General features: G+C 35.9%; 16 protein-coding genes, 1 rRNA gene and 1 pseudogene. 3 read left to right on the top strand and 15 right to left on the bottom strand.

Features of this window, described 5'->3' with window-relative positions; translation table 11 throughout:
• Nucleotides 1–26 precede the first annotated feature (26 nt).
• The 9 genes from atpD to tyrA form a co-directional block, all read right to left on the bottom strand.
• The gene (gene atpD / locus A9G36_RS02435; protein ID WP_065574131.1) at nt 27–1409 is read right to left on the bottom strand and encodes a F0F1 ATP synthase subunit beta; all 1383 of its coding nucleotides are present in this window, start codon (nt 1407–1409) and stop codon (nt 27–29) included.
• A gap of 49 nt (nt 1410–1458) precedes the next feature.
• On the bottom strand, nt 1459–2328 hold the full coding sequence (atpG, locus tag A9G36_RS02430; protein WP_034947795.1) for a F0F1 ATP synthase subunit gamma: 870 nt from the start codon (nt 2326–2328) through the stop codon (nt 1459–1461).
• Between the two features lie 14 nt (nt 2329–2342).
• Nucleotides 2343–3884, bottom strand: a complete 1542-nt coding sequence (atpA, locus tag A9G36_RS02425) for a F0F1 ATP synthase subunit alpha (protein ID WP_034947791.1) — start codon at nt 3882–3884, stop codon at nt 2343–2345.
• An 11-nt stretch (nt 3885–3895) separates the two neighbouring features.
• Nucleotides 3896–4429 carry a F0F1 ATP synthase subunit delta gene (gene atpH, locus A9G36_RS02420; protein ID WP_065574132.1) on the bottom strand — a complete coding sequence of 178 codons (534 nt, stop codon included), beginning with the start codon at nt 4427–4429 and terminating at the stop codon, nt 3896–3898.
• Between the two features lie 13 nt (nt 4430–4442).
• Nucleotides 4443–4913, bottom strand: coding sequence for a F0F1 ATP synthase subunit B (gene atpF / locus A9G36_RS02415; protein WP_034947786.1), 471 nt, complete (start codon nt 4911–4913; stop codon nt 4443–4445).
• Nucleotides 4914–4937: 24 nt separating this feature from the next.
• Nucleotides 4938–5165, bottom strand: a complete 228-nt coding sequence (gene atpE, locus A9G36_RS02410; protein ID WP_442902649.1) for a F0F1 ATP synthase subunit C — start codon at nt 5163–5165, stop codon at nt 4938–4940.
• 34 nt (nt 5166–5199) lie between these two features.
• A complete protein-coding gene (atpB, locus tag A9G36_RS02405; RefSeq protein ID WP_034947779.1) occupies nt 5200–5982 on the bottom strand; it encodes a F0F1 ATP synthase subunit A in 783 nt (260 codons plus the stop codon).
• Nucleotides 5983–6239: 257 nt separating this feature from the next.
• The gene (gene glmM, locus A9G36_RS02400; RefSeq protein WP_065569297.1) at nt 6240–7571 is read right to left on the bottom strand and encodes a phosphoglucosamine mutase; all 1332 of its coding nucleotides are present in this window, start codon (nt 7569–7571) and stop codon (nt 6240–6242) included.
• Nucleotides 7572–7659: 88 nt separating this feature from the next.
• Entirely contained in the window at nt 7660–8781 is a 1122-nt protein-coding gene (gene tyrA / locus A9G36_RS02395; RefSeq protein ID WP_065585359.1) for a bifunctional chorismate mutase/prephenate dehydrogenase, read from the bottom strand.
• Nucleotides 8782–8895: 114 nt separating this feature from the next.
• Between tyrA and xthA the strand changes: the two genes are divergently transcribed.
• The 3 genes from xthA (at nt 8896) to dolP (ending at nt 12574) form a co-directional block, all read left to right on the top strand.
• Nucleotides 8896–9702: an exodeoxyribonuclease III gene (xthA, locus tag A9G36_RS02390; protein WP_034947767.1), complete on the top strand. Its 807-nt coding sequence runs from the start codon at nt 8896–8898 to the stop codon at nt 9700–9702.
• 30 nt (nt 9703–9732) lie between these two features.
• Nucleotides 9733–11067 carry an exodeoxyribonuclease VII large subunit gene (xseA, locus tag A9G36_RS02385; protein WP_065585358.1) on the top strand — a complete coding sequence of 445 codons (1335 nt, stop codon included), beginning with the start codon at nt 9733–9735 and terminating at the stop codon, nt 11065–11067.
• Nucleotides 11068–11995: 928 nt separating this feature from the next.
• On the top strand, nt 11996–12574 hold the full coding sequence (gene dolP / locus A9G36_RS02380) for a division/outer membrane stress-associated lipid-binding lipoprotein (RefSeq protein WP_065569294.1): 579 nt from the start codon (nt 11996–11998) through the stop codon (nt 12572–12574).
• A 3-nt stretch (nt 12575–12577) separates the two neighbouring features.
• Here dolP and csdE read toward each other — a convergent pair whose 3' ends face one another.
• From csdE to rrf, 6 genes and pseudogenes are all read right to left on the bottom strand, one after another.
• The gene (gene csdE / locus A9G36_RS02375; protein WP_065574133.1) at nt 12578–12973 is read right to left on the bottom strand and encodes a cysteine desulfurase sulfur acceptor subunit CsdE; all 396 of its coding nucleotides are present in this window, start codon (nt 12971–12973) and stop codon (nt 12578–12580) included.
• Nucleotides 12974–13041: 68 nt separating this feature from the next.
• Nucleotides 13042–14253, bottom strand: a complete 1212-nt coding sequence (csdA, locus tag A9G36_RS02370; protein WP_065585357.1) for a cysteine desulfurase CsdA — start codon at nt 14251–14253, stop codon at nt 13042–13044.
• On the bottom strand, nt 14222–15100 hold the full coding sequence (locus A9G36_RS02365; RefSeq protein WP_065569291.1) for a U32 family peptidase: 879 nt from the start codon (nt 15098–15100) through the stop codon (nt 14222–14224). Before A9G36_RS02365 ends, csdA begins: the two co-directional genes overlap by 32 nt.
• A gap of 83 nt (nt 15101–15183) precedes the next feature.
• A complete protein-coding gene (gene ubiU, locus A9G36_RS02360) occupies nt 15184–16179 on the bottom strand; it encodes a ubiquinone anaerobic biosynthesis protein UbiU (protein ID WP_034947751.1) in 996 nt (331 codons plus the stop codon).
• A gap of 482 nt (nt 16180–16661) precedes the next feature.
• A pseudogene (locus tag A9G36_RS09985) lies at nt 16662–16757 on the bottom strand (pseudouridine synthase); the annotation flags it as partial.
• Nucleotides 16758–16883: 126 nt separating this feature from the next.
• A 5S ribosomal RNA gene (gene rrf, locus A9G36_RS10475) occupies nt 16884–16965 on the bottom strand; the annotation flags it as partial.

Raw genomic sequence — 16965 nt, 5'->3', positions numbered from 1 at the left:
AATACGATCTTCGTTCAATGAATCTCTTAGAGAGATTTTGCCTTCTCAATCGCTTCATCAATTGAACCAACCATATAGAATGCTTGTTCAGGAATATGGTCATAATCACCATTCATGATTCCTTTAAATGCACTGATCGTATCTTTTAAAGGTACATATTTTCCTGCTGAACCAGTAAATACTTCTGCAACAAAGAATGGTTGAGATAAGAAGCGCTGAATTTTACGTGCACGAGCAACGATCAATTTATCATCTTCAGATAACTCATCCATACCAAGAATAGCAATAATATCTTTTAATTCTTGATAACGTTGTAGAATTGACTGAACACCACGGGCACAATCATAGTGCTCTTGACCAACAACTAAAGGATCTAATTGACGACTAGTTGAATCTAATGGATCCACTGCCGGATAGATACCTAAAGAAGCAATTTGTCGACTTAATACGATTGTCGCATCTAAGTGAGCAAAGGTTGTTGCTGGTGATGGATCAGTCAAGTCATCTGCTGGCACATACACCGCTTGGATTGAAGTAATCGAACCAGTCTTAGTTGAAGTAATACGTTCTTGTAGTAACCCCATTTCTTCAGCTAATGTTGGTTGATAACCTACTGCCGATGGCATACGACCTAATAACGCTGATACTTCGGTACCAGCTAAGGTATAACGATAAATATTATCGATGAATAATAAAACATCTTTACCTTCGTCACGGAATTTTTCAGCCATAGTCAAACCAGTTAACGCAACACGTAAACGGTTTCCTGGTGGCTCATTCATTTGGCCGTAAACTAATGATACTTTATCAAGTACGTTTGATTCTTTCATTTCGTGGTAAAAGTCATTGCCTTCACGAGTGCGTTCACCCACACCAGTAAACACTGAGTAACCTGAGTGTTCAATAGCGATATTACGGATCAACTCCATCATATTAACGGTTTTACCTACACCAGCACCACCAAATAGACCAACTTTACCACCTTTAGCAAATGGACAAATTAGGTCGATAACTTTAATACCTGTTTCAAGTAATTCAGTTGAGTTTGCAAGTTCTTCATAGGTTGGGGCAGCACGGTGAATCGCCCAACGTTCTTCTTCACCAATAGGACCTGCTTTATCAACAGGTTCACCAAGCACGTTCATAATACGCCCTAGCGTTTTAGTACCTACAGGTACTTCAATACCGTGACCAGTGTTTACAACTTTAAGCCCTCGTCTTAAGCCATCAGATGATCCCATTGCAATACAACAAACAACACCACCACCTAATTGTTGCTGAACTTCCAGAACTAATTTCTCAGTGCCAGTTTCCACTTCTAATGCATCATATACCTTTGGTACTGCATCTTCTGGGAATTCGACATCAACCACCGCACCGATGATCTGGACAATCTTTCCAGTAGCCATTTTTATTCCTCTACGTCTTTTTCTTAACTATAAGCCAATATATTTAGCATTAACCAGAAACAGCGGCTGCACCAGATACAATATCAATCAACTCATTGGTAATTGCACCTTGACGTGCTTTGTTATACACAATTTGTAATTCATTGATTAAGTTTGCACCGTTATCGGTTGCCGCTTTCATAGCCACCATTCTTGCTGCTTGTTCACTCGCTAGATTTTCAACCACAGCTTGATAAACTTGTGATTCAATATAGCGACGTAAAATTACATCTAATAGTGATTTAGCATCCGGCTCATAAATATAATCCCATGATGAAGCATTAAGTTTTTTATCTTCTGAATGTGGTAATGGTAATAACTGCTGTATTGTTGGCTTTTGTGACATGGTATTAATAAATCTATTGGTAACAATATATAATCTATCAATTTTTCCGTTGTCATATGCTTCAAGCATTGTTTTTACTGGACCAATTAAATCAGATAAATTTGGTTCGTCCCCTAAGTTAGTTACTTGAGTTAAGATGTTCGTTTTTACAGATGAAAAGAATGAAACACCTCGAGAACCAATTAAAGCCACATCAGTTTCAACACCCTCTTCCTGCCATGTTGACATATCAGCAACGACAGTTTTAAAAAGATTAATATTTAAACCACCACATAAACCACGATCGGTTGAAATAATAAGATAGCCAACTCTTTTCACATCTCTTTCTTCTAAATAAGAATGTCTGGTTCCTATCTGAGCTAACGCTAAATGTCCAATTACTTCACGAATCATTTCAGCATATGGTCGACTAGCCGCCATTCTATCTTGCGTCTTACGCATTTTAGAATTGGCAACCATTTCCATTGCTTTAGTGATTTTTTGCGTACTTTGGATACTGGCAATTTTTGTTCTAATCTCTTTTGCATTAGCCATTTTTTACCTCACCCTTACCATGTTTGAGTTGATTTAAAGCTTTCAAGTAATTCTTTTAGCTTAGTTTCAATCTCATCATTGTAATTGCCAGTTTCATCGATTAATTTGATAAAATCAGCATATTGACTATGAGCATAAGCAAGTAGTGCTGTTTCAAACGGTAATACTTTAGCCAATTCTACATCTTCAAGGTAACCTCGCTCAGCAGCATAAAGTACTATTGATTGTTCAGCAACAGTCATTGGCGAGTATTGCTTTTGTTTTAACAATTCTGTTACTTTTTCACCGTGACTTAATTGGTTTCTTGTTGCTTCATCTAAGTCTGATGCAAATTGAGAGAACGCAGCTAATTCACGATACTGTGCAAGCGCAGTACGAATACCACCTGATAATTTTTTCATTATCTTAGTTTGTGCAGCACCACCCACACGTGAAACCGAAATACCAGGGTTAACCGCAGGGCGGATACCTGAGTTAAATAGGCTAGTTTCAAGGAAAATCTGACCATCAGTAATCGAAATTACGTTAGTTGGTACGAATGCTGAAACGTCACCAGCTTGAGTTTCAATAATTGGTAATGCTGTTAATGAGCCAGTTTTCCCTTTAACTTCACCTTTAGTGTACTCTTCAACATAGGTCTCATTAACACGAGCTGCACGTTCAAGTAAACGAGAATGAAGATAAAATACATCGCCAGGATAAGCTTCACGTCCAGGTGGGCGACGAAGTAATAACGAAATTTGGCGATAAGCAACAGCTTGTTTAGATAAATCATCATAAACAATTAACGCATCTTGACCACGGTCACGGAAGTACTCACCCATTGCACAACCAGCATAGGGTGCTAAGTATTGTAGTGCAGCTGATTCAGACGCTGATGCCACAACCACAATCGTGTTTTTAAGTGCCCCATGCTCTTCAAGTTTGCGTACAACATTGGCAATGGTCGATTGTTTTTGACCAATGGCGACATAGATACATTTTACACCTGAATCACGTTGGTTGATAATTGCATCGACAGCAAGTGCTGTTTTACCCGTTTGGCGGTCACCAATGATAAGTTCACGCTGACCACGTCCAATTGGAATCATTGAGTCAACGGCTTTATAACCAGTTTGTAATGCTTGGTCAACAGATTTTCGTTCGATAACACCAGGGGCAACGACTTCAACTGGTGAAAAGCCATCATGCTGAATCGAACCCTTACCATCAATTGGCTCACCTAATGTGTTAATAACACGGCCTAATAAACCTTCGCCGACTGGAACTTGTAAAATACGACCAGTACATTGCACTTTCATTCCTTCAGACAAATCTTCGTATGGTCCCATGACCACTGCACCGACTGAATCTCTTTCAAGATTTAATGCCATTGCATATCGGCCCCCTGGTAATGCAATCATTTCGCCTTGCATTACATCGGTTAATCCGTAAATTCGAAGAATACCATCACTTACAGATATGATAGTTCCTTCATTGTGAGCATCACTCACAATATTGAATTGAGCTATTCGCTCTTTAATTAGTTCACTTATTTCAGTTGAATTTAGCTGCATTATCAGTCCCCTTAAGACTGTAGAGCGTCATTTAAACGATTTAAACGCCCTCTGATACTACTATCAATAACCATATCGCCCGTACGAATAATAAAACCAGAAATGAGCGATTTATCTATATAACATTTTAGTTTTACTTTTCGTGATAAACGTTTTTCGACAGCGACAGAAATTTTATTAAGTTGTTCATTGGTTAGCTCATTGGCAGAAATAACATCAACATCTGCTTGGGCCTCTTTTTCTAAACAATATTGCTCAAACAAAATTAATACTTCGGGAAGAAGCGATAACCGTTTGTTTTCAGCCATAATCCTAATAAAGTTAGTGCTAAACTCATCTAACACATCTTTACAGATGTTGATGAGTAAGTTAGCCACTGAATCAGCTTTCATGTCAGATGTTAAAACACTTCTTATTTGAGCATCTTTGCTCACTTTAGATGCTAACACTAACATTTTATGCCATGATTCGATGTTATTTTTTTCTATCGCAAAATCAAAAGCAGCTTTAGCATAAGGGCGAGCAATTGTAATTAAGTCAGCCATTGCTCTATTCTCCTTATAGTTCAGCTACAAGTTTATCAATGATGTCGCTATTTGCGGCTTCATTAACAGAACGTTGAATAATTTTTTCTGCACCAGCAATTGCGAGTGTAGCCACTTGCTGTTTGAGCTCTTCTTTAACTCGTTTTCGTTCAGCCTCTACTTCGGCAAATCCTTGAGCAACAATCCGTTCTCTTTCGCGAGAAGCTTCTTGTTTTGCTTCTTCAAGAATGATTGCTTTGCGTTTATTCGCTTGCTCAATAATTGCATTAGCTTCAACCTTAGCCTGTTGCATTATGTCAGATGTATTTGCTTTGGCTAATTCCAAATCCTTTTTTGCTGTTTCTGCTGAAGCAAGCCCATCTGCTATCTCTTTTTGGCGTTTTTCAATTGCACTAATAACAGGAGGCCAAACAAACTTCATACAGAACCAAACAAATAATACAAATGTAATTGCTTGGCCGAGGAGAGTTGCGTTCATATTCATGAGACAATTCCTCTTAAATTATTATTAACCTGCGACAGCAAAAATGATGAATAATGCAATACCTACACAAATCATTGGAATTGCATCAACTAATCCCATAACGATGAAAAATTGGGTTCGTAACATAGGTATTAATTCTGGTTGGCGAGCGGCGCCTTCTAAAAATTTACCACCTAGAATACCAATACCAATTGCACCACCAACAGCAGCTAACCCCATCATTATGCCTGCGGCTACATATAAAATTTCCATTATATACTCCAGTTAACTATAAAAAATATTGAAATTAATGTTCTTCCGTCGCCGATGCCATTGCTAAATAGACAATCGTCAACACCATAAAAATAAATGCTTGTAATGTAATAATTAAAATATGGAAGATAGCCCAAGGTAATGATAATACCCACTGTGACCACCATGGTATCAATGCAGCAATTAGAATGAAAATAAGTTCACCTGCATACATATTACCGAAAAGTCGAAGTCCTAAAGATAACGGTTTAGCTAAAAGACCAACTAATTCAAGTACAAGGTTTACTGGCGCAAAGGCCCAATGATTAAATGGATGAAGTGTGTAATCTTTAATAAACCCTGAAATCCCTTTGTACTTGATAGAATAAATGATAATTAAGAAAAAAACACCTAAAGCCATTGACATGGTAATGCTGACATCAGCTGTTGGTACTACTCTTAAATGAGAAAGACCCAAGTATTGACTCGCATAAGGTAGAAAATCAACGGGTATAAGATCCATTAAGTTCATTAAGAAGATCCAGATAAACACTGTTAAAGCTAAAGGCGCAATAAGTTTATTTTGCCCTGTAAACATGTCTTTTACTGTATTATTAACAAACTCGAAAATCATTTCAACAGCGCATTGCAATTTACTTGGAACACCACTGGTGGCTTTCTTTGCAACGCAACGGAAAATCCATAGAAAAATAACACCAAGTATTATTGAAAAAAATAATGAATCAAGATTAAATGTCCAAAATCCTGACCCCACTTGTAAATTTTCAAGATGGTGTTTTATATAAGCCTGCGGTGAAGCTGGAGAGGAGACTGCCATATAACCTTCTTACCTATTCTTAAATATAAAAATATTACTTATGTTTTATACCTTTAAAAGGTATAAACAATCGCTGTAATAACCATAAGCTTCTATTTTAAACCCAAATCCCTATAGTAAGTCAACCTTTGATTAACTAAATTAAGAATTTAGACACTTTTTACTAATTTTTTGTTAAGAGTACATAACTTACCCCATTACGTTATGAAAAAAAAGTCCATTAATCACTCAATGAGCTGATAGAAATATATCCTTTTTTAAGCTTTAACAGCAGTAGCGATAAATTCAGCTAATTTTTGTACTTCAAGTTCATCGATACCTTCAACCATAACACGTATAAGAGGCTCTGTTCCCGATTTACGGATTAAAACGCGCCCCTGGTTACCTAATTGTTTTTCTGCTTGTTCAATAGCTGATTTTACCGTTGGTTTAATCAAAGGATCATCTTTTGCTGAAAATCGCACATTAATTAATATTTGAGGCAGCATGGTCATGCCACTGCATAAATCAGCTAAAGACATATCATTACGGATCATAGCGGTTAAAACTTGTAAACCAGCTATAATGCCATCACCGGTTGTGGTTTTATCTAATAATAATACATGACCAGAATTTTCAGCACCTAAGCGCCAATTTTTTTCAATTAATTTTTCAAGGACATAACGATCACCAACGTTTGATCTAACAAATGGAATACCAAGATTTTTAAGTGCTATTTCAAGCCCCATATTGCTCATCAACGTTCCGACAACACCACCTTTTAATTGTCCTTGTCTTAATGCTTCTCGTGCAATGATATAAATAATTAAATCACCATCAATTTTTCTCCCTTTATGGTCAACCATAATGATGCGATCTCCATCACCATCTAAGGCGAAACCTAAATCTGCTTTTTCATCAATAACACATTTAGCAAGAGCTCTTATATCAGTAGCACCACAATTTTCATTAATATTTACACCATCAGGTTCGCAACCAATTTTAATGACTTTTGCGCCAAGCTCTCGTAATACTTTTGGCGCAATATGATAGGTAGCACCATTTGCACAATCAACAACTATTTTAAGCCCTGCTAAACTTAAATCGTGATTAAAAGTACTTTTACAAAATTCGATATAACGACCTGCTGCATCGGTTATGCGACTTGCTCGTCCAAGTTGTTTAGATTCGACGCAGTCAATCTCTTTTTCAAGCTGAGCTTCGATTTCTAATTCAATGGCATCATCAAGTTTTTTCCCTTCCGTTGAAAAAAATTTAATACCATTATCATAAAAAGGATTGTGTGATGCAGAAATAACAACGCCGGCATCAGCCCTAAATGTTCGCGTTAAATAAGCGATAGCAGGAGTCGGCATTGGTCCAGTAAAGGCGGCGGCAACACCAGCTGAAGCAAAACCTGCCTCTAGTGCTGATTCAAGCATATAGCCAGAAATACGGGTATCTTTACCGATTAATACTTTTTTTACACCATCTTTAGCAAGAACTCGTCCAGCTGCCCAACCTAATTTGAGCGCAAAGTCAGGCGTAATAGGATACTGCCCAACTTTACCTCTAATTCCATCTGTACCAAAATATTTTCGATTAGACATTTTTTTCCTCATACTCAGACCTACTTTTTAGGCAGCTCTTATCAATAATTAGTTTTTTTCATTATCCTTCAAAAAAATTTCATACGAATTATTCACGATTATCATTAGCCAATTTCAATAAAGCTTGGCTTTCTTTTATAAAATGCTTGGCATAATTACCAAACCATTTGGAAACTTCATTAAAATTATCAACAAATTTAGCTTTATCGCGCTCTTCAATAACCTCAACCATTTTTCCAAAGCAATTATAATAACGTTTGATTAATTCGATATTATCATCTGATGCCATAATGATATCGGCATACAGCTCAGGATCTTGAGCAAACAATCGCCCAATCATCATCAGCTCAAGTCGATAAATAGGAGAAGAAAGTACGATCAATTTCTCTAAATCAGCTTGTTCTCGTTGTAAATTGACACCATATGAGAACGAAGTGAAATGACGTAATGCTTGGATGAACGACATACATTTGTCATGTTCTTTAGCATCAATTGCACATAAATTAGCACCCCAAATTCGCATTTGCTCAATTAACCATTGATATTTGGCGGGATCACGCCCTTGGCAATAAACAATAATTTGTTTTGCTAAATTCGGAACATCCGGACCAAACATTGGATGTAAACCAACGACAGGACCTTGATGCTTATCAAGCATTTCTTGGAGAGGTTTAGCCTTTATGGATGTAAGATCCGTTAAAATGCAATCTTTGGGTAATGGTGGTAGCTGTTTAATAATTTCACAAGTTTTGTTAATAGGTACCGTCATGATAACTGCCGCTGCATCAGTAACCACTTCGGCTGCTTGATGCATCGTTTTTGAACCTAATGTTTTAACTTGATACCCAGATAAGGTAAATAAACGAGCAAACAATCGCCCCATTTGCCCATTACCACCAACAATCACTATTGATCCTTGACCACTATAGACTTTTTTAAAACCTTTATCATTTTCGCTAATATAAGATTCACGCATCAAACGACGTAAAATATCTTCCATTAAAACAGGAGAAATACCTTGCTCTTTAGCCTCTTGCCGTCTTTTAGCTAGCATATCGGCTTCGCGTTGAGGATCATAGATGGGAATACCGTACTTGCTTTTTACTTCGCCAACTTCGGCAACTAACGCTAATCGCTTTATAATTAAAGATAAAATAGATTGATCAACTTCATCAATTTTATCGCGTAAGGCAAGTAGTTCCTTAAACATATTGGATAGTTCCTTATTATCACAAAGAGTTGTTTTTCTGTAATAGCTTAACAGTATAACGTATTTTTGGTACGATGCGTATTTAGAACATCAAATACAAGACAATAAATCAACATGAATGTTATCTCATTTAATATTAACAGCCTTCGTGCCCGAATTCACCAATTAGCAGCTATTATTGATAAATACCAGCCTGATGTAATTGGTTTACAAGAAACGAAAGTCCATAACAACCAGTTTCCTATTGCTGAGCTTGAACCATTTGGTTATTACCTAAACTATCATGGGCAAAAAGGACATTACGGAGTTGCTTTACTAACAAAGCAAAAACCTCTGTCGGTACAATGCGGTTTTCCAACCGATGGGGATGAAGCACAATGCCGTTTAATTATGGCCGAATTACCTACTAGTAAAGGGAATTTAACCGTAATTAATGGTTATTTTCCGCAAGGTGAAAGTTTACATCATGAAACTAAATACCCAGCTAAACGTAAATTTTATCAAGATCTGAATAATTATTTACAAGAATATCAATTAAATAATCAATTAACTTTAATTATGGGGGATATGAACATCAGTCCAACTGATTTAGATATTGGTATTTCAGAAGAAAGCCGTAAACGTTGGCTTCGTACAGGTAAATGTTCATTTTTGCCGCAAGAGCGTGAATGGATCAACAATTTAATGTCACTTGGCTTTATTGATACTTACCGTAACGAACATCCAACAAAGCAAGAATATTCATGGTTCGATTACCGCTCAAAAGGGTTTGAAACAGATACTGGTCTTAGGATTGATTTAATTTTAGCTAGTCAAAAATTGCTAGCACACTGTCAACAAACAGGGATTGATTATGCTATTCGAGCAATGGAAAAACCCTCTGACCATGCTCCAATTTGGGCTAAATTTGATTTAGTATAAATCTGTATCATCACAATAAAGGATCATCACATGCAAAATAGCTCGGTTTTATCGGTCAAAGATCTTAATCAAATCGTTAAAGATTTACTGTCTGATGCAATTGGGCAGATCTGGTTAATGGGAGAAGTTTCTAACTTTTCACGTCCATCATCAGGTCATTGGTATTTTTCGTTAAAAGACGATAGCGCACAAGTTCGTTGTGCGATGTTTCGCAACAGTAATTTTCGGGTAGGTTTTACTCCACAAAATGGACAACAGGTTTTAGTTAGAGCAACAGTAACCTTGTACGAAGCTCGTGGTGAATATCAACTGGTTATTGATAAAATTCAGCCAGCAGGTGCCGGGCTATTACAACAAAAATTTGAACAGTTAAAAAAACGGCTTTCTGATGAAGGAATGTTTGATGCTATTTACAAAAAGCCACTCCCTAAAAATATTCGCACAGTTGGAATTATCACTTCATCAACAGGTGCGGCATTACATGATATTTGTCAGATATTAAAACGCCGAGATCCGAGTTTGCATTTAATTATTTACCCAACACAAGTACAAGGTATCGAAGCAGCCGAGCAAATTGCTAAAATGATTCACATTGCCAACATTCGTCAAGAATGTGACATCTTAATAGTTGGTCGGGGTGGGGGGGCGATTGAAGATTTATGGTCATTTAATGAAGAAGTGGTGGCAAGAGCTATTTTTGCAAGTCAATTACCTATTGTCAGTGCCATTGGGCATGAAATTGATTTTACGATTGCCGATTTTGTGGCTGATGTAAGAGCAGCAACGCCATCTGCGGCAGCAGAGCTTGTTAGCCAAGATAGCTTAGAACAAGAGAAACGTTTGCAGACTCAAGAACAGCATTTATCCATGGCAATGGATTATTATTTAATGCAGTGTCGAGAAAAACTCAATAAATGGCGACATCAATTGCAAACTCAACATCCACAAACAAAGCTAGAAAAACAATTGAGTCAACTCTTAACTTATCGCCATTCATTATCTAAAAATATTCAGCAATATTTGATCAGACTGTCAAATCGCTATAATGCACTTGATAAACGATTATTACGAGTATCTCCACAAAATAATATTGTTTATCTAGGGCAAGTTACATGGCAAAAAAAACAGAAACTAATCAATTTAATTAAACAAAGGTTAACAATATCACAACATCAATTTATTTTACAAACCTCTCAACTTAATAATGTTAGTCCTCTAGCTACACTTGAACGAGGTTATTCAGTTACCACGAACCAAGACAACACAGTAGTTCGTCGCTCTGAGCAAGTTGCTATTGGTGACATTATAGTAACAAGGCTGAAAAAAGGTAAACTTATTAGTCAAATTACAAAAATTAACGAATAAAATAATTATATTTAAAGATTATAAATAAACCTATTTTACTAATCTTTAGTATCATTTTTGCAATTCTGGTAATCGCTAGTATATAATCTAAACAATAGACAATTATTATATTATTCAGAGAGTTTATGCATTATTCAATCGATATTGATTTAGGCACCACAAACAATTAATTTGTGTTTATCAAGATGAATCCTTGTCTCTAATTAATATTTTCATGGTATGTGTTTATGATACTCGGCTTAATTCACCGCATAATGCTTCAAGATTTTCTTTATTATTGAGTGTTTCCCAAAATTCAAATCCAATCGACTAACCAGTAAAATAGTTATCCACGATTAATAAAAATATTGAGAACCAACAGCTATTCTTAAGAAAATCCATAGTGTTTTTTATTCGGTAATATATTTATTGGTAATACCAATACTTAACACATATCCTATACGCACATAACCCCAGTTACGAAGCCACTATAGCCACATACATAAAAAGTTTGTTCAACTAATTCTAATAACACTTTTTGATGATTATCTTGTATTTATACCTGTCTAATTCAGTAAATCGACAATACATTAGATAATATCTAGAGAGCATGTCCATCAGCAATCATATCAAAGGTGCATGCCTCTCAAGAATCAATTCCCTAGCTTGCGCCATTGGTGCAGATAAACCATAAAGCCAATAAATAAAATCTTGATCCATACTTAAACTAATAAACACAACTATATTGTTTAATATAAGAAGATAGCATATTGTAGTTGTAAAGAGAAATTGTGCCATTATTTTCTAAGCTATTTATTTTGGTAGAAATTAAATTATTATCATTAAAATAACAATAAAATTATTTTGCAAATTACTTTCCCCAAGGCATAATGAAATGTAATTCTATCTTTGTCTACATATTGCTTAGCCATAAATTGAAGGAGTTATAATGAAAAAATTTGCCTTAACAGTAATTTTAATGTCAAGTGCATTAATGTTACAAGGCTGTGTTGCAGCAGTAATTGGTGCGGGTGCCACAGCCACAGCAAAGGTTGCTAGCGATCCTCGAACAGCTGGAACACAAGTTGACGATACGACACTTAATTCCAAAATTGGTATGAAACTAAAAGATAATGCCTCAGAATTTGTTGGTTCACGGATTTCAACAAGTGTTTATGACAGCAATGTCCTTTTAACTGGTCAAGGAAATAATGAGCAAAGTATGAAGGCTGAAAGTCTAGTCGCTGAAATTGACGGTATAAAAAAAATATTTAATCAAATCCGTATTGGAAAAATTATTGGTGCAGGCACAATCACAAATGACACATGGATAACAACAAAAGTTAAATCGCAACTTATACTAAATGCAGATACGAAAGCAAGAAAAATCAAAGTAGTTACCGAAAACAGTGAAGTTTTTTTAATGGGCATCGTCACGCAAGAAGAAGGTAGGGTTGCCGCTGAAGTTGCAAGCAAAGTCAGCGGTGTTAAAAAAGTAATAATGCTATTTACTTATCCAGAAGATTAATTATTATACTATAGATTGAATGCGCTCGATTAATTTCACCAACCCATGCAATCGTGATTGGCTGAGTTCAGCTGTTATTTTAAATTCATTTAATATGGATTGAAAATTGATTGAGAGAATTTCTTTGGCAGTTTTATTATTAGCAATAATCACTAAAATTGCCATTAAACCTTTTACAATTCGACCCTCACTATCACCACTAAAAACATAGGTATTATCTGTCTGTTTTTGATAAGTCAACCAAACTCGGTTTTCACAGCCATTGACTTGATTTTGCGCTGTCTTTTGCTCTTCAGGAAAATCAGGCAATTGCTTTGCTAACATCACTAACTGTCGATAACGATCTTGCCAATTATGTTGCTTTGCGAATAATTCGGTTAAGTTTTGCTGTGATAGCATAATATTGACCTATTTACGGTTAACTGTTTGTAAAAAAGTTTCAGGAAACTATACGTTTCAGTATAAAATTACTCTAATATTTCAATTGCATTTTGCAATACTGAAATAAGTTTATCCACATCTTGCTGATTATTATATGGCATCAATGAAACACGAACCACTCCGTGGCATCCTAATTTATTCATCAAAGGCTGTGCACAAAGCTGACCAGTACGGATGGCAATATTTTGTTCACTTAACAAAATAGCAATATCATTATGATGAATATTATTGATATTAAAAGTGATTATCGAGCTATCATCCACACTATAAAATTGAATACCTGCAAATTGGTTTAGTTGTGATTTTGCGTAATAAGCTAGCTGTTTTGTGTAGTTTTCTGTTTGCTTATTATCCCAACTTTTTAACCACTCAAGTACGGCATCAAAACCAACAATACCTGCAATATTAGGTGTGCCAGCTTCAAATTTATAAGGAATATCTTCTTGAATAAAATCATCAAACGAAGCGCTTTTTAGCATTTTACCACCACCATGCCAAACCGACATGTGCTCAAGTAATGCCTTTTTACCATATAAAACGCCAAGCCCCGTTGGACCATACAATTTATGGGCAGAAAAGACATAAAAATCGATATCTAACTGGTTAACATTAATTGCATGATGAACAACACCTTGCGCACCATCCACCACTAAAACAGCATCATATTGATGAACAATACAACTAATTGCAGACAAATCAGGACAAAAACCTGTTACATTTGACATTTGGGTGATTGCAACAATTTTCGTCTTCTCTGACATTAACGACGATAATTCATTAACATCGGACGACCATTTTATGACTTTAGCCCTTGTTTGCTTAGCCACAATCAACCAAGGTAATAAATTACTATGATGCTCTAATTCACTCACAATAATTTCATCACCAGGTTGTAACAACGAGCGGGCATAGCTTTGTGTAATTAAATTAATTGACTCGGTTGCACCCCGTGTCCAGATAATTTCAGCACTACTATTAGCATGAATTAAATCAGCAACATTTTGTCTAGCCTTATCAATTGTTGCAGTTACTTGCAAAGCATCTTGGTGTAAACTACGTTTTGCAGTAGCTGTATTCTTGGCATAATACATTAGTGTTACATCGACCAAGGCTTGCGGTTTAAGTGCTGTTGCTGCCGAATCAAGATATACGCTTTCACTATTAAGCGCAGGAAAATTTCCCCGAAACTGTTCAGGCAGAAAATGCTTATTGAGTAAGTTCAAGTCCGGCAATCCCATTCCAGTAACCATTACAATCTCGGTTATGTTCAATTTGCAGTGGATTTAATCCATCTTCGTTAGCTTTGAACAGCTTAATAATATCAAGTGTTTCAATACCAAGCGGTGAAATTCTAATAATATCGACCAATTCTTTCATCTCTTTTAAATTATTTCCCAAATTGTAACAATAACCGCTTTGAGTCTGAATGCCGTTTAACACAAATACTTTCTGTTGTTCTTGCGAAAACACCTCACGTCCAACAGGATACTTAATACAACAAGTTTCGCATTTATCTTTAGGCTTATCTTCCGATCTTGCAGTGAAACAGCGAGCTGAATAAGCCAAAGGTAAATAACCATAGCTGAAGACTTCAACTTCAAAATTTCGTGCGATATTTAAACTCTCAAGCTGTTTAAGAACATTGCTCAACCAATCACGAGAAAGCTCAACCGGCATACACCAGCGAACCATACCTTGTTTTTGTAATAATTTTAAAGTTAAAGCGTTATAACAGTTAATGGCTGGGCCAGCAACAAACGGCAACTTATGTTCTTGTGCAATGTTAATTGCCGCCAAATCGTTGGCTTCAACCAAAAAATCACCATTATTTATTAATTGCCGCAACTCATTAAGTTCCGATGGAGCCTCAAGCAAAGCCAATGTTGACAGCACAACTTGCTTGCCTGATTTTGCGATCTCTTTTGCCAGCTCAAGCCAATTAGCGACTTTCATTTCACGACGTTTAGTACAAACGGTTTCACCCATATAAATAATATCCGCCTGACTCTCTTTAGCAGAGTAATAAAAAGCTTCTGTTTCAGTTTTAGGCCAATAATAAAGCACTGGTCCTAATGCGTATTTCATGGTTTTGCTCACTATATTTATGTTAGATCTTTTTCAATGATTTACCTTGATGCTGTTAGCACATTATCTATTGCTAACTCACCTTATTGCCATTTACGATGATAAGCGCCTAATGTTGTTTGTGTGCCTTCTGACACCGAACCTAGCGTATCTATCCAACGTTGTTCTGCTTGGAACGATTGCGGATTGGCTTTATAGCGATCGATAGCTTGTCTCCATACTTTTGTCACTTGCTCGACATAAGCTGGGCTACGCTGACGACCTTCTATTTTAACCGATGCGATATTTGCGGCAAACAGTTCAGGCAATAGCTCAATGGTATTTAAACTTGTTGGCTCCTCGATCGGATGATAAAGCTCATCTCCAACAAAATAACGACCTTTACATAGTGTTGGATAGCCTGCATTTTCGCCTTTCTTATGACAATCAATTAACACATTATTCAATCTTGATTCCAGTCCTTTCTCTGTTTCCTCCCAACGAACAAATTTGGCAGGCGAACAAGCGCCAACGGTATTAGGTGATTCGCCAGTTAAGTAAGATGACAAATAACATCGACCTTCCGCCATAATACACAAACTACCAAAAGCAAACACTTCAAGCGGAACGGGTGAAACTTGTGATAACTGTTTAACTTGATGCATCGAAAGTACACGCGGTAAAACAATGCGATGTACCTGAAAATTATTATAGTAAAACTTAATTGACTCCTCATTGGTCGATGAAGCTTGCACAGAAACATGGCGCTCGATATTAGGATACTTTTCAGCAGCATAATCTAGGATAGCTAAATCAGCAATAATAAGGGCATCAGCACCAATATTGGCTGCTATATCTACCGCATGTTGCCACCGATGAAAATTATTAGGATGTGCGAAAGTATTAATCGCAATATGAAGTTTTTTACCCCGTTTATGCACATAATCAGAAGCTTCGATTAATCGTTTTTCATTAAAATTTAAACCAGCAAAATGCCGAGCATTGGTATCATCCTTTAAACCAATATAAACAGCGTCAGCTCCGTTATCAATAGCAATTTTAAGTGATGGCAATGAGCCAGCAGGACAAAGAAGTTCCATAATTATTCCTAATTTACAATCAGTATTTTATACATTGTGTATTATGCAATAATTTACCGTGTAATGCGAATAGAAAGCCGTGATAATGCTAAAAAATGAATAAGAAAATTTCTATTATATAACACAATAAAAATAAAAAAGAACTTAAATATGAAAATGTAGAATATTAATTGTATTCATATAAAAAACAGCAAGAGTGGAATAGAATTAAACAATTATTCCATACATATATAGCTAACTCAACTATTTATAAATGAGGAAAAAAGTGAATGGACTAAAAACTTCAGATATTAACTAATAAAAATAACTAAAGTAGTTTGAAAAGATTCTACTAAATGAATTTTGAAATCTAATCTTTATAAAGCTCTATTTTCAATAAGATGTTGCAATGTTTAGAGTGCAACCGTAAACCTTTAAAACGATTAATGAAATATATGACTTTAATGGTGAGGTCTAAGAAATAGAAATTGCATGTACTTATGTAAAGGAATAAAGTCTTTTAGTGTCTGATATTTTTCATGAGGCGAAAATTGAGTGACAACATTAAACGGTTTATTAAAAGCTATTAATGTTTTCATTATATTCCTATACTGATTTTATCATATTACACATTAAATAAATTCTATTTAACATACATTTATATAATTTATTTAATAGACGTAAAAAAGCCCAGCATCTCTGCTGGGCTCTCTATAATTTAAAAAGTCTGGCGGCACCCTACTCTCACATGGGTAATACCCACACTACCATCGGCACTACGGCGTTTCACTTCTGAGTTCGGCATGG

Source organism: Gilliamella sp. Choc6-1 (assembly GCF_001690385.1).
In the GTDB taxonomy this organism is placed as follows: domain Bacteria; phylum Pseudomonadota; class Gammaproteobacteria; order Enterobacterales; family Orbaceae; genus Gilliamella; species Gilliamella apicola_A.
The sequence above is the reverse complement of the archived record's forward strand: the minus strand, read 5'-3'. Positions and strand labels throughout refer to the sequence as shown.